This is a genomic window from Streptomyces sp. NPDC003042 (genome assembly GCF_053591315.1).
The window spans coordinates 101560-114922 of record NZ_JBSFTP010000012.1; the positions used below are offsets into that span (position 1 = coordinate 101560).

Consider the following 13363-nt stretch of genomic DNA (forward strand, 5'->3'; position numbering starts at 1 on the left):
AGCAGGAAAAAGGGGAGCCCCGGCACCTGGGGGGGGTAGGTGCCGGGGCTCGTTCGGGGGGCCTTAGGCCACGGCGTCGAAGCCGGTGTCGCGGGCCATGCGCTTCAGTTCGAGCAGCGCGTGCTTCTCGATCTGGCGGATCCGCTCGCGGGTCAGGCCGTGCTGCTTGCCGACCTCTGTCAGCGTACGCTCCCGGCCGTCATCGATGCCGTACCGCATCTTGATGATCGACGCGGTGCGGTCGTCGAGCTTGGCGAGCAGGTCCTCCAGTTCCTCGCTGCGCAGCAGCGAGAGCACGGACTGCTCGGGCGAGATCGCGGACGTGTCTTCCAGCAGGTCGCCGAATTGCGTGTCGCCCTCGTCGTCGATGCCCATGTTGAGGCTGACCGGGTCACGCGCCCAGTCCAGGACGTCGCCGACGCGCTTCTCCGTCGTGTCCAGCTCGGCGGCGATCTCCGCGTGCTCCGGGTCGCGGCCGTTCTCGCGGTTGAACTCGCGCTGCACCCGGCGGATGCGGCCGAGCTCCTCGACCAGGTGGACGGGGAGGCGGATGGTGCGGGACTGGTCGGCGATGGAGCGGGTGATGGCCTGGCGGATCCACCACGTGGCGTACGTGGAGAACTTGAAGCCCTTGGCGTAGTCGAACTTCTCGACGGCGCGGACCAGGCCGGCGTTGCCCTCCTGGATCAGGTCGAGGAGGGGCAGCCCGCTGCGCGGATAGCGGCGGGCCACCGCCACGACCAGGCGGAGGTTGGACCGGATGAACACTTCCTTGGCGCGCTCGCCTTCGGCGGCCAGCGCCTCCAGCTCCGCACGTACTGGAGTGGCACCGTCGGGAGTGGCCCCGTCGCGCTCTATCGCTCCGTCGAGGATCCGCTGGGCGTATACGCCCGCCTCGATGATCTGCGAGAGTTCCACTTCCTTGGCGGCGTCGAGCAGTGGGGTCCGCGCGATCTCGTCCAGGTACATGCCGACGAGGTCACGGTCGGCGATGTCCCCGGACGCGCGGCTCGTGGACGGACGACGGGCGGCGGCGCGGGTTGCCATGCGTGCTCCCTTGCGATGCGATGAGTCGGTCGCGGTATGTCCCCCGGACACTCTCCCGAGTGCCGGCTTCCGAAGGAAACAACGACTGGAAACGGGACAGAATTCCCATGCCGGTCCTTCTTTTTCGAGATCTTGCAGTACCCTGCGCCGCCGTCAGTGCGGCGCCCTTCTCTCCGGAAGACGGCCCTCACCGGTTTCTGGTTGCCATCGGCCGGCCCTCACCCGTCCGAGTGAGGGCGGTGGCATATCCCTGCGGCATGGGACATCACCGTCTTAACGTCGGGGCGTCGCTTGTGCCGTCCGGTCGGCGACGCCCACACTGAGAGGAGGTGCTGCACCTTGACCGCTCTCGCCCACGAGACGCTGGAGGCCGTAATGCCGAAGGTCGCGACTCCCCCGTCGGACCTTGACGACGTCCTGTGGCAGGCATGGAAAGCCATGGAACTCCCCGAGGGCTACCACGCCGAGATCGTCGAGGGGTTCATCGAGGTGTCACCCACGGGCCGCTACTCCCACGGTCGGATCGCCAATCGCCTGCGCCGCGCCCTGGACAGGTTCCTGGACGGCAGCGAGTTCGCCGCACATCAGGACATCAACGTCATCCACAAGCGCAAAGTCTGGATCCCGGACCTGTTCATCGCCTTGGAGGACGCCGAGGAGCACGTCACCGAGGACGGCCTGGGCATCGAGGCCTCCGCCGTGCAGCTGATCGCCGAGGTCGTGTCCCCCGGCAAGGACAGCCTGGAGCGGGACCGCAGCCGCAAGCGGCGGGCGTACGCCCGGGCCGGGATTCCGGTGTACCTGATCATCGACGACTACGACGGGCACGGCACCGTCAGCCTGCTGACCGGCCCGGTGCCCGGCGAGGAGCGGTACGCGTCCGAGGTGCGGATGCCGTACGGGACCGAGGTGGTCGTCCCCGAGGGGCCCGCCAAGGGGTTCACCATCGACGAGACGATCACCGGGGCGCTCCGGGAGGCCTAACAAGTCAGCCGAACTGGAGGGAGCGCTTCGAGAGGCCCATCCAGAAGCCGTCCACCGGGGTGCTCTGCGCCGTGAGGTCGGATTCCGCCGCGCCGAGGGTGACGAAGAGCGGGGCGAAGTGTTCGGTCCGGGGGTGGGCCAGGCGGCCCGCGGGGGACTTGGTCTCGAAGTCGAGGAGGGCGTCGATGTCGGCCGCGGCGAGGGCTTCGCGGCCCCACGCGTCGAACTCCGCCGACCAGCCGGGCACGCCCGGGTGCCGCAGGGCCGCCAGGTTGTGCGTGAAGAAGCCGCTGCCGACGATCAGGACGCCCTCGTCGCGCAGCGGGGCGAGCCTGCGGCCGAGGTCCATCAGGCGGGCCGGGTCAAGGGTGGGCAGGGAGATCTGCAGGACCGGGACGTCGGCCCGCGGATACATCTCCACCAGCGGTACGTATGCCCCGTGGTCCAGTCCGCGGTCCGGTATGTCCTGGACCGGGGTGCCGGGGGCGCGTAGGAGGCCGCGGACCGAGGCGGCCAGCTCCGGCGCGCCCGGGGCGTCGTAGCGCACCTGGTAGTAGTGCTCGGGGAAGCCCCAGAAGTCGTACACGAGGGGGACCGGCTCGGTGGCGCCGAGGGCCAGGGGGGCCTCCTCCCAGTGGGCGGAGACCATCAGGATGGCGCGCGGCCGGGGGAGGTCCGCCGACCAGGCGGCGAGTTCGGCCGGCCAGAGCGGGTCGTCGGCCAGGGGCGGGGCGCCGTGGCTGAGGTACAGCGCCGGCATGCGGTCTCGGGTTTCGCTCACTGGGCGCGCTCCTCGTTCATGGGAGTGAAGACTGACCCCGCCCCGTTCAAATTTGAACGAGGCGGGGCCGTCAGTCATTCCCGCGACGCGGGTCCTACGTCAGTGGGCGACCACCGGGACCTTGAGCACCGAGTCCTCGGAGTCGGAGCCCGCCGCCGCGCCGCCCGAGCCGGGACGGCCCGTGTTGATCAGGGTGAGGGCGAGGGTGGCGCTGATCACCAGGATGCCGACGGCCCACCAGATCGCGGACGTGTAGCCCTCGACCATGGCCTGCGCCTGCACCAGCTGCGCCGCCGCGCCGCCCGCTGCGGCCTCGGCCGCGTGGCTGCCCAGGTACGCGGTCGTCGCCGAGGCGGCGATCGTGTTCAGCAGGGCGGTGCCGATCGCGCCGCCCACCTGCTGCGAGGTGTTGACCATGGCCGAGGCCACACCGGCGTCGGCCGGGTCGACCCCGTGCGTGGCCAGGGACATGGCCGGCATGAAGGACGTGCCCATGCCGAGGCCCAGCAGCAGCTGCGCCGGCAGGATCAGCGCCGCGTACGAGGAGCCGACCTCCAGCTGGGTCAGCAGCAGCATGCCGGTGGCGGCGACGAGGAAGCCCGGCCCCATGAGCAGCCGCGGCGGCACCCGGGTCATCAGGCGGGCACCGATCTGGGTCGAGCCCACGATCATGCCCACGATCATCGGCAGGAAGGCGAAGCCGGTCTTGACGGGCGAGAAGCCCTTCACGACCTGGAGGTAGTAGGTGAGGAAGAGGAACAGGCCGAACATCGCTATGACGGCCAGGCCGAGCGAGAGGTAGACGCCTCCACGGTTGCGCTCCAGCAGGACGCGCAGCGGCAGCAGCGGGGACTTGACCTTCGACTCGACGTACACGAAGGCCAGCAGCAGGGCCGCCGAGGCGAAGAACAGGCCGACGGTCGTCCCGTCCGCCCAGCCCTCGGACTCGGCGCGCGTGAAGCCGTAGACGAGCGAGACGAGACCGAGGGTCGACAGGACCACGCCGGGGATGTCGAGCGGCGCCTTGTTGCGGGAGCCGGCCGGCTCGCGGATGACCATCCAGGCGCCGACGGCCGCGACGATCGCGAAGGGGATGTTGACGTAGAAGGTCCAGCGCCAGTTGAGGTACTCGGTGAGGAAGCCGCCGAGGATCAGGCCGACGGCGCCGCCACCGCCCGCGATCGCACCGAAGATGCCGAAGGCCTTGGCCCGCTCCTTGGCGTCGGTGAAGCTGACGGCCAGCAGCGAGAGGGCGGCCGGGGCGAGCAGTGCGCCGAAGGCACCCTGGAGGGCGCGGGCGCCGAGCATCATCGCCTCGCCTGTGGCGGCGCCGCCCAGCGCGGAGGCCAGGGCGAAGCCGATGAGGCCGATGACGAAGGCGTTCTTACGGCCCCACTTGTCGGCGATGCGGCCGCCGAAGAGGAGCAGTCCGCCGAAGGCCAGCGCGTACGCGGTGATGACCCACTGGCGGTTGGCGTCCGTGATGCCGAGGTCGGTCTGGGCGGACGGGAGGGCGATGTTCACGATGGTCGCGTCGAGGACGACCATCAGCTGTGCCAGGGCTATGAAGACGAGGGCCTTCCAGCGACTGGGATCGGCAGCGGCCGGCGGTGCCGACTCGGCTGTTTTTGACATGGGGGTACCCACTTCACTGTGCGGAATGACTGGAAGAGACTAGTTATGAGGGGTTTTCGAGTCACCTGGTTTTACGCCGGAAGTCCTGCAACGTGGCTGCCGCGCCCGGCAGTTCGGAGCGGGCCGGTGCCCGCAGGCCGTCGAGGAAGAGCTGGAGGTGACGGGGGGCGAACCGGTTCGCTTCCGTGCAGCCGATGCCCGGCAGGGGGCGGCTGAGCTGGGACAGGGCCATCATCAGGTCACCGACGCCGATGTCCGGGCGCACCTGGCCGCCCGCCTGGCCGGCGGCGACCAGGGCTTCCACGGCTGCCTCCAACGAGGCGCGGGAGGCCAGGAGTTCGGGGTGGTTGTGGTCGAAGTCACCGGCGAGCATCGGGCACAGGGCGCCGATCCGCTCGTCGGCGGCGGCGTGCGCGAACCGGCACAGGGCGGCGAAGGCGTCCGGCCGCCCCGCCTCGGCGAGGCCCTCCGCGGCGAGCACTTCTTCGGCTAGCACCGTCTCGGCCAGGGTCGCGACCCGGTCCATCACATGGAGCACCACGTGGCGGACGAGGGTGGGCCGGTCGGGGAAGTGCCGGTAGAGGGTGGCGTTGCCGACGCCGGCCCGGCGGGCGATCTCGTCGAGCGGGGCCTCCGCGCCGAGCTCCACGAGCATCTCGCGGGCCGCGATCAGGATCCGCTCCCGGTTGCGCACGGCGTCGGCGCGCGGCTTCGGCACGTGGGTGGGGGTGACGGCAGGGGCGACGGCGGGGACGACGGTGGGGATGTGCGTGCGGGCGGTCGCGGGATCCGCTCCCGGGTCCACGGGAGCACCGGGGGCGGCCGCCGGTGTGCGGGTGGAGCTCTTCATTCCGGGGGCCTTCCTGAGGCAGGGACGCGCAGGGCTGCTCCGAAAAACGGGGAGCCCGTCCCCGCTTTGTGGGACCTCCGTGCAAACGGGGATTGCGTCCCCGCTTATTTCACTCGTCCGTGTGAAACGGGTCACACCATGACGCGGGGCCTTGATCCCGTTTGGCCGCTCCCGGCGCGCGGGCGGCCCGCAGCCGTCGGAGGGTGGGCGCACGGAGCGCAGACCGGGCCCGGCCGGCTGCCGCGGACCCGAAGGCGATCTCCATGCCGCAGACCCGCCACCGGATACGCAGACCCTGTCACCGCACGAGCGCGTACATCGGCCTCACCGCCCTGGCCCTCGGCGTCACGGCCACCGCCAGCGCCGGCATACCGGGCCGGGACCACGCGGCGGCCGGCCCCGTGGCGTCCACCGCCGAGTCGGTGCTGGCGCCCTGCCGGATCGCGGGGACCATGGGTGTGCAGATGTCGGAGGGCCTGCCGACCCCGCCCGGGTACTCGCGCTCGACCGGCGAAGTCCGCGCGCTGAACCTGATGATCGACTTCCCCGACGCCAAGGGCGAGGGCACGGCCATGGACCGGCTGGCGGAGTTCTTCCCCCAGACCTCCGACTGGTTCCGGATCAGCTCCTACGGACGGCTCACCTACCGGCCCGAGGCGCCGGTACGGAACTGGCTGCGGATGCCGATGCCCTTCGCGGCGTACGGGATCGAGCGCGGGTCCCCGTACGAGCCCGGCTACCGGCAGCTCGTCGAGCACATCGCGAAGGCCGCCGACGCCGACGTGGACTTCAGCCGCTACGACCTGATCAACATCCTGGTCACCCCGAACGCCGGGCCCTCCGCGCTGGACACCGTCCTGTCGGTGACCTTCTCGGGCAACGGCGAGGCGCCGATGGCCGACGGGGTGCCGCTCGCGAACACGTCCTTCGTCTACAGCCGCCAGGACGACGGCTCGGGCTCCTACCGGGAGACCGGCTACCGGGTGCTCCCCCACGAGAACGGGCACGTCTTCGGACTGCCCGACCTCTACACCGCCGACGGGGGCGGCGCGGTCGGGCACTGGGACATCATGAGCGAGGACTGGGGTGCCAACAACGACCTGCTCGGCTGGCACAAGTGGAAGCTGGGCTGGCTCGACGGCACCCAGATCAGCTGCGCCTCGAAATCGGGGGTCAGCGATCACGTCCTGTCGCCGCTGGCGGTGGAGGGCGGCACGAAGCTGGTCTTCGTCCCCCTCTCGGAGAGCACGGGCTTCGCGGTCGAGGTACGGACGCAGGCCGGGAACGACGAGGCCGTCTGCAAACCGGGGGTGCTCGTCTACAAAGTGGACTCGGACGTGGACACCGGGCGCGGGCCGGTGACGGTGTCGGACAGCACGGCCGCCAGCGGGGGCTGCACCCGGCGGCCCAACGTGCACGTGGAGCTGTCGGACGCGCCGTTCCGGTCGGGCGAGACCTTCACGGACGAAACGTCGGGCGTCGCCGTGGCGGTGGTGGGCGAGCTCCCGGGCGGCAGCTACAAGGTGCGCGTGACCCGGCCGTGACCCGGCCCTGACGGGACGCGAACCCTCCTTCACCCGGGTGGAGGAGGGCTTTCGGCGGCTTTCGGGTCGGGATGCGGGCATGGTCGGAGCACTCGTCCACTTCCCGCGAAGGAGCCCGTCGTGACCGCGACCCCCACGACCCCCGAAGAGCGTCTGGCCGCGGCCGGGCTGAAGCTGCCGCCGCCCCCGGCTCCCGTCGCCGTGTACGTACCGGCCGTGCTGAGCGCGCACCACGTGTACACCTCCGGCCAGCTGCCGATGGTGGACGGCGCGCTCACGCGGACCGGCAAGGTGGGCGCCGAGGTGACCCCGGAGCAGGGCGAGGAGCTGGCGCGGCAGTGCGCGCTGAACGCGCTCGCCGCCGTCGCCTCCGTCGCCGGGGACCTGTCCGCCGTCAAGCGGGTGGTCAAGGTCGTCGGCTTCGTCGCGAGCGCCCCGGACTTCACCGGCCAGCCGGGCGTCCTGAACGGCGCGAGCGAGCTGCTGGGCACCGCCTTCGGCGACGCGGGCATCCACGCGCGCAGTGCGGTCGGGGTGGCGGTGCTGCCCCTGGACGCGCCGGTGGAGGTGGAGCTCATCGTAGAGCTGCACGCCCCGATGGGGGTGTGACGAAGCGCTACGGGGCGCCGTGCGCGGGACCGGTCGGCGGCTGGTGGAAGGTGCTGCCGCCGAAGTCCTGGCCCAGGAAGACCTGGCTGTTGAAGGTTCCGCCGCTGATGGTGTTGTGGACGGCGGGCGCCGCGGGCTCGCGCCAGCCCGGGTTCACCTCGTCCAGCAGCTCGGCGAGTTCCCGCGCGGCCGCCTCGTCCTGCTGGAGCAGCGCCCGCAGCCGCTCCCGCCAGCCCTCCTCGACCCGGGCCGCGGCGGCCTCGTCCCCGTCGGCGCGCGCCATCAGCAACTCGGCGCGGGACGAACGCAGTTCGAGCGCGACCGCCTCCTCCGGAGCCGCGTCGCCGTCCCCGTGGCCGAGGAGGCGGGCGAAGCGCCCGCCGACGTAGGTCCACGCGTCGGAGGCCATGAGCCCGACCACCGTGGTCGCGCCCGCCGTCACCAGTGCCGAGACATCCATGGCGCCCATGCTAAGGGCTTGCAGGGACTCAAGGCGTGAGCACAAGTGCATCGCCTGCGGCCTGACCGGCAAGCGCGACCTCGTATCCGCCGCCCTCGCCGCTTTCGTCCGCCTCACCGACGTGGACGACCCCAAGACCGCGTAGCGGAACAAGTCTTAGCCGTAGGCTGACGGCTGGGTGGGCGGTTCCGGACGAGGGCCGAGGGGGAAAGACGGGGGCGGATGCGGACCGAGCGGGGGCTTTTGGCACGGCGGTGGCTGACCGTGCCGGCCGAGCGCACGGTGCTGGGCGTCATCCACAACGTCACCTCGGCGACCCGGCTGCTCGACGTGCTCACCGTCTTCGAGGGCGACCCGCGGGTCCGCGTGGTGTTCACCTGCACCGGATCCTCCGCGTTCGAGGACGGAATCGCCGAATTCATCGCCGCGCGCGAGCTGTTCTTCATACCGTGGGAAGAGGCTCTGGCGCGTTCCTTCGACCTCGCGGTGAGCACCAGCCGGGGTGGAAACATGGAAGATATTTCCGCTCCTCTCATTGGCACGCCTCACGGCGCCGGATACAATAAAAAGCTCAGCAGGAATCCGGAATCCGGAATCCGGAATCCGGAATCCGGGGCAGGGGCTTTCGGGCTGTCTCCGGAGTGGCTGCTGCACGACGGCGCGGTCGTACCGGCCGCGATCGTCCTCTCGCACGAGGAACAACGGGCCCGGCTCGACCGTGACTGCCCCGAAGCCGCCCTGCACGCGCACGTCCTGGGCGACCCCTGCGCGGACCAGCTCGACGTCTCCGCACCCTTCCGTACGGAATACCGTGCGGCCCTCGGAATCCGGCCGGAACAGAAACTCCTCCTGATCACCTCCACCTGGGGCGGTGAATCCGTCCTGGGTTCCTCATTCGACGTCGTACGGCGCGCCCTCGCCGAATTGCCGTCCGACGAATTCCGGGTCCTGGCCGCCGTCCACCCCAATGCCTGGTACGGCCACGGCGGCTGGCAGATACGGACCTGGCTCGAACCGTGCCTGCGCGCCGGGCTCCTCCTGCCGCCGCCCGCCGGGGACACCTGGAAGGCCGCGATCTGCGCCGCCGACGCCTACCTCGGCGACCACGGTTCCCTCTCCCTCTACGCCGCCGCGCGCGGCCTGCCCGGACTGCTGGCCGCCTTCGACGAGAACACCGTCGCCCCCGGCTCCCCCATGGCCTGGCTCGGCGAGCGGCTGCCCCGGCTGGACCCCTTCGCCCCGCTGGCCGCTCAACTCGCCTCGGCCGTCGCCCTCCCCGGGGCGGCTGCCCGGGTCACCTCGCGCCCCGGCCGGTCCCTCGGCCTGATGCGCGCCCTCTGCTACCGGCATCTGCGCCTGCCCGAGCCTCCGTACACGTGCCTCGCGCGCCCGGTGGCCCTGCCCGCGCCCGCGCCGGCCGGCGTGCCGGCCGGTCCGGCGCTCCTCGTGGACGCCGCCGTCGCCGGCCGGGAGGTGACCGTACGCCGCTACCCGGCCGAGCCGCAGGGCCGGGGCACGGCCCACCTGGGCGCCGACCCGCACACGGTGGCCGACGCCGCCGAGCCCGATCCGCGGTGGCGCGCGCGGGCCGAGGTGCTGGTGGCGCGGGCGGGGTCGGAGCCGGGGGAGCTGCTGGCCCGGCATCCGGGATGCGTCCTGGTGGCGGGTCCGGGCGGCCGGCTGGTGCTGCGGGACGGCCGGGAGTTCACGGCGACGGGCGGGGCGGGCGCGGCGGGCGGGGTGGATCCCGCTCTGGCCGGGTCGGCGCTGCTGGCCCTGCTGGGCGCGGGCGCCGAACCGGAGGGCGAGGTGGCCCTGCGGGTCGGCGGCACCGTCTCAGCCCTGCGGCTCACCCTGCTCGGGGACGCCGGTGACGCCGCAGGTGCGCGCTAGCCGGATCCGGGGCTCCTCGGCGCGGACGCTGCCGAGCCGCTCGTACAGGGCCAGGGCCTCGTGCCAGTCGGCCCGGGCGGCTTCCGGCTGCCCGAGGGCCGCGCGTACGTCTCCCCGTACGAGCACGGCGTCGGCCCGGTTGACCGTGGGCTGCGTGAATTCCGCGAACGCCTGCTCCAGCGGCCCTTCCGCCTCCTCGGGCCGCCCGGCCGCCAGGCGGGCCGTGGCCAGGCGCAGCCGGGTCTTGGCGGCGTTGGCGGTGTCCGGCCGCTCCAGTGCCAGGAACCGGCGCAGCGCCTCCCCCAGGTGCGCGGCGGCCTCCTCGTGCTGCCCGGCCGCGACGGCCGCGTTGCCCCGGTGGTACTCCAGCAGGGCGTGGCCGCGCGGGTGGTCGAGGTCCCCGAGGGCGGTGCGGGCCTGCCCGTACAGGTCCATGGCCGCGCGCGGGTCGCCGGACCTGGTCGCGAGCTGTCCGAGCCCTTCCAGGGCGGAGGACTCCGTACGGGCGTGGCCGATCCGGCGGGCGCTCTCGCGGGCCTTGTCGTACTGCTCGCGGGCCTCGGCCAGGTCCTCGGCCGAGCCGCGGTCCGCGAGGGCGAAGGCCAGCTCGAAGTGGGCGCGGGCGAGGGCGAGTCCGTCGCCGGTGCGCCCGGCCGCCTCGACGGCCGGGCGGACGATGTCGATCCACAGGCTGTGGTGGCCGCGGGTGAAGAAGAGGCCGTGCACGGCCTCGGCGAGCTGCCCGAGGGCGGCGGGATCGGCCGTCCGGCACAGCCGGGCCACGGCGGCGAGGTTGTGCCGGTCGGGTTCCAGGGCCGCCACCGCCCGCGCCTTGTCCTCCCCGAACACGGCCTTGAGGGCGTCCGGTTCCGCGAAGAGCGGCCCGTAGTGCCAGCGCCCGGACAGCGTGTACTCGGCGGCCGCGGCCCGCCGCAGGTACCAGTCGGTGATCAGCGCCGCGTTCTGCCGCGCCTCGGCGGCCCCCAGCTCCTGGGCGTGCCCGTGCAGGGCACCGTTCAGCCGGGACCGCTCGCGGGTGACGCGCTCCAACAGGCCGGCCGCGTACAGGCCCGTCAGGGCGCCGGGGGCGAGGGCGTCGAGGAGGGCGTCGGCGAACTCCGGGCCGGGATGGGCCCCGAGGAGCCGGAAACCGCGCCGGCCGGCCGGGTCGAGCGCCGCGTACATGAGGTCGAGGGACACCCCGATCACCTCCAGGACGGACGTGCGCTCGGCGATCCGCCCGGCCAGCCCCTCGACCCCGCCGGACAGCGGATCGGCGGCCTGCGCCGCGGCGATGCGCACCACCAGCGGCAGCCCGGCCGAGGCCCGGATCACCGTGCGGAACGCCTCTCCGGCGCCGTCCGCGTCCTGCCCCGCCACGGTGCGGAACAGCTCGGCGCACGCCTCCTCGGCCAGCTCCTCCACCCCGATCCGCACCGGCATCCGGTCGGGTCCGAAGGCGCTGAGGCGGAAGCGGCTGGTCATCACCACCATGCTCGCGGGGTGGCCGGGCAGCAGCTGCGCCACGTCGGCCGCCCGGACGACCCCGTCGAGGACGACGAGCGAGGGCTCGGCGTCCGTCAGGCCCCGGAAGCGGGCGGCCAGGCCGGCCGTGGTGGAGGGGAGTTCGGCGCGCGGGGCGCCGGTCATGCCGATGAACGACTCCAGTACGGCGGCGGGGTCGACGCCCGCGCCGACCCCGTCGGGGCTGAGTTCGGCGTAGAACGCCCCGCCGGGGAACCGCGCCTGCCGTAGGCGCGCCCAGTGCAGCGCCAGGCCGGTTTTGCCGACCCAGGGCGTGCCGTGCAGCAGGACCAGCAGCGGGGTGCCGCGCCGATCCCGCCCGTCGAGCAGTTCGTCCAGCCGGGCGCGCAGTCCCTCGCGGTCGACGAAGCCGTCGGGTCCGTGGGGCAGCATGCGGGGTACCAGCGGTGCGCGCGGGGCCATGGCGCCATGCTGCTGCACGTCGATCTCGCGGCCCAGGATGACCGGGCCGTAGAAGGTGCCGCCGGAGATGCTGTTGTTCACCGAGTCCACGCGGCGCAGTGTTCCACTCCCGCTCCCCGGACGGCGGCCTTCCGCGACATCGTCCGGAAAGTGCCGGTCAGGACAGCGGCTTGTAGTCGAGCTTCGGGAAGTAGTCCTCCCGCTCGCCCTCGCGGCGCACGTCCCAGGTGGCGCAGTGCAGGGAGCCGCCGTACTCGAAGACGTTGCGGAACGGGATCGGGAAGACCTCGAAACCGCGGGCGGCGAGCAGGTCCTGGAGGGGCTTCTCCTGCTCCTCGCAGATGACCTTGGTCGGCGAGATGCTCAGCACGTTCATCGAGAGCCACTTGGAGGACTGGCAGTACTGCGGCATCTCCTCGTTCGTCAGGACGGGCTGCGGAACCTCGACCAGCTCCCAGTCGTTCTCGAGGAACATCTTCTCCTCGCCCTCGCGCAGCGGCCGGTCCGGGTTGGTGAGGATCAGGCCGGGGCGCAGCGGCACGAAGGTGCAGTCGATGTGCGAGGGGAAGAAGTCCAGCGGGAAGTGCACGGGGTGGACGCGGAAGCCGCGCGGCTCCAGGTGGCGCTTGAGCCAGTGGATGCCCGCCCGGTTGGTGGTCATCGACTCCTGGACGAGGATGTCGCGCCCGAACCGGCTCATGTCGGCGGCGTCGAAGACGACCTCGTCCTGGTGGACGCAGAACTCGAACGAGTGCATCTGCGCGTGCCGCTTCTCCAGCGGCCAGTCCCAGAACTCCTCGCGGTACATGCCCTCGGCCATCGACGGCTTGGGGGCGGTGGTCCACTGGGTGCGGGAGTCGGCGTTCCAGTACTCGTACACCAGCTTGCGGTAGGGCTGGTACTCGAAGTAGCGGGACCGGCGCGACATGGTGGCTTCGATGATCTCGTTGCCGATGGTGATCATCACGTCGCGCGGGCAGACGGCGCAGTACTGGTTCTCGACCTCGAAGTCCGGGGTGCGGACGGGGGCCGAGAAGTCGTGCGGCTCGGGGCGGCGCACGGTGACGCCCTGGGACCGCAGCAGGGAGGCGAGGCCGTCGAGTTCCTCGTTGGCCAGGTAGATGGCCTCCTTGGACTTCGGGCCGGTCGGGAACGCCGTGTCCGGGGCGTTGCGTATCGAGGGACGGCTGCCGGGCTCGGTCGGCTCGAAGCAGGCGTTGTCGGCGGAGCCGACCACCATCTCCCGCAGCGGGTCCCACTCGTTCCACGAATTGACGACCGGAGCGTTGTTCTGCATGTCTACGACACCTATCTGTGCAGGGTGTGTGGGCAGCGGGTTCGGGGTCAGGCCGCGTCGGCGGAGCGGGCGAGGCTCGCGGGACGCATGTCCGTCCAGTGCGTCTCGATGTACGTGAGACATTCCTGCCGGTCCGTCGCGGCGACGACGATGTCCCAGCCGGGGGGCACCACGACGAACGCGGGCCACAGGCAGTGCTGGCGTTCTTCGTTGACGAGCACGTGGAACGTGCCGTCCTCGTTGTCGAAGGGGTTTGCCATGGCGTGAGTCCTTCTTGTCCGGGGCCGGCGCTCTGCCGGCCGTCAGGCGGTGTTGA

At 72.0% G+C, this 13363-nt stretch carries 13 protein-coding genes; 5 read left to right on the forward strand and 8 right to left on the reverse strand.

Features of this window, described 5'->3' with window-relative positions; all coding sequences use genetic code 11:
- Positions 1–63: 63 nt before the first annotated feature.
- Complete coding sequence (locus ACWDYJ_RS09880; RefSeq protein WP_451564988.1) at positions 64–1047, reverse strand: sigma-70 family RNA polymerase sigma factor; 984 nt, start codon at positions 1045–1047, stop codon at positions 64–66.
- Between the two features lie 339 nt (positions 1048–1386).
- Here ACWDYJ_RS09880 and ACWDYJ_RS09885 point away from each other — a divergent pair, with 339 nt between their 5' ends.
- Positions 1387–2031 carry a Uma2 family endonuclease gene (locus ACWDYJ_RS09885; RefSeq protein WP_451564989.1) on the forward strand — a complete coding sequence of 215 codons (645 nt, stop codon included), beginning with the start codon at positions 1387–1389 and terminating at the stop codon, positions 2029–2031.
- A 4-nt stretch (positions 2032–2035) separates the two neighbouring features.
- Here the strand turns inward: ACWDYJ_RS09885 and ACWDYJ_RS09890 are convergent, their stop codons facing one another.
- From ACWDYJ_RS09890 to ACWDYJ_RS09900, 3 genes are all read right to left on the reverse strand, one after another.
- Positions 2036–2791 (reverse strand): dioxygenase family protein, encoded by a 756-nt coding sequence (locus ACWDYJ_RS09890; protein ID WP_451565016.1) that lies wholly within the window; start codon positions 2789–2791, stop codon positions 2036–2038.
- A gap of 120 nt (positions 2792–2911) precedes the next feature.
- Positions 2912–4447 (reverse strand): MFS transporter, encoded by a 1536-nt coding sequence (locus ACWDYJ_RS09895; RefSeq protein ID WP_451564990.1) that lies wholly within the window; start codon positions 4445–4447, stop codon positions 2912–2914.
- Positions 4448–4508: 61 nt separating this feature from the next.
- Positions 4509–5297, reverse strand: a complete 789-nt coding sequence (locus ACWDYJ_RS09900) for a TetR/AcrR family transcriptional regulator (RefSeq protein ID WP_451564991.1) — start codon at positions 5295–5297, stop codon at positions 4509–4511.
- Between the two features lie 263 nt (positions 5298–5560).
- Here ACWDYJ_RS09900 and ACWDYJ_RS09905 point away from each other — a divergent pair, with 263 nt between their 5' ends.
- Both ACWDYJ_RS09905 and ACWDYJ_RS09910 read left to right on the forward strand, forming a co-directional pair.
- On the forward strand, positions 5561–6841 hold the full coding sequence (locus tag ACWDYJ_RS09905) for a M6 family metalloprotease domain-containing protein (protein WP_451564992.1): 1281 nt from the start codon (positions 5561–5563) through the stop codon (positions 6839–6841).
- A gap of 120 nt (positions 6842–6961) precedes the next feature.
- Entirely contained in the window at positions 6962–7450 is a 489-nt protein-coding gene (locus tag ACWDYJ_RS09910; protein WP_451564993.1) for a RidA family protein, read from the forward strand.
- 7 nt (positions 7451–7457) lie between these two features.
- Here ACWDYJ_RS09910 and ACWDYJ_RS09915 read toward each other — a convergent pair whose 3' ends face one another.
- Complete coding sequence (locus ACWDYJ_RS09915) at positions 7458–7910, reverse strand: hypothetical protein (protein ID WP_451564994.1); 453 nt, start codon at positions 7908–7910, stop codon at positions 7458–7460.
- Between ACWDYJ_RS09915 and ACWDYJ_RS09920 the strand changes: the two genes are divergently transcribed.
- Positions 7909–8055, forward strand: coding sequence for a hypothetical protein (locus ACWDYJ_RS09920; protein WP_451564995.1), 147 nt, complete (start codon positions 7909–7911; stop codon positions 8053–8055). The genes ACWDYJ_RS09915 and ACWDYJ_RS09920 overlap by 2 nt on opposite strands.
- Positions 8056–8132: 77 nt before the next feature.
- A complete protein-coding gene (locus tag ACWDYJ_RS09925; protein WP_451564996.1) occupies positions 8133–9803 on the forward strand; it encodes a hypothetical protein in 1671 nt (556 codons plus the stop codon).
- On the opposite strand, the gene ACWDYJ_RS09930 is transcribed toward ACWDYJ_RS09925, so the two are convergent.
- The 3 genes from ACWDYJ_RS09930 to ACWDYJ_RS09940 form a co-directional block, all read right to left on the reverse strand.
- Positions 9747–11840 (reverse strand): hypothetical protein, encoded by a 2094-nt coding sequence (locus ACWDYJ_RS09930; RefSeq protein WP_451564997.1) that lies wholly within the window; start codon positions 11838–11840, stop codon positions 9747–9749. The genes ACWDYJ_RS09925 and ACWDYJ_RS09930 overlap by 57 nt on opposite strands.
- Positions 11841–11907: 67 nt before the next feature.
- Entirely contained in the window at positions 11908–13047 is a 1140-nt protein-coding gene (locus ACWDYJ_RS09935) for a glycine amidinotransferase (RefSeq protein WP_451564998.1), read from the reverse strand.
- Between the two features lie 47 nt (positions 13048–13094).
- Complete coding sequence (locus tag ACWDYJ_RS09940) at positions 13095–13307, reverse strand: MbtH family protein (RefSeq protein WP_451564999.1); 213 nt, start codon at positions 13305–13307, stop codon at positions 13095–13097.
- Positions 13308–13363 lie beyond the last annotated feature (56 nt).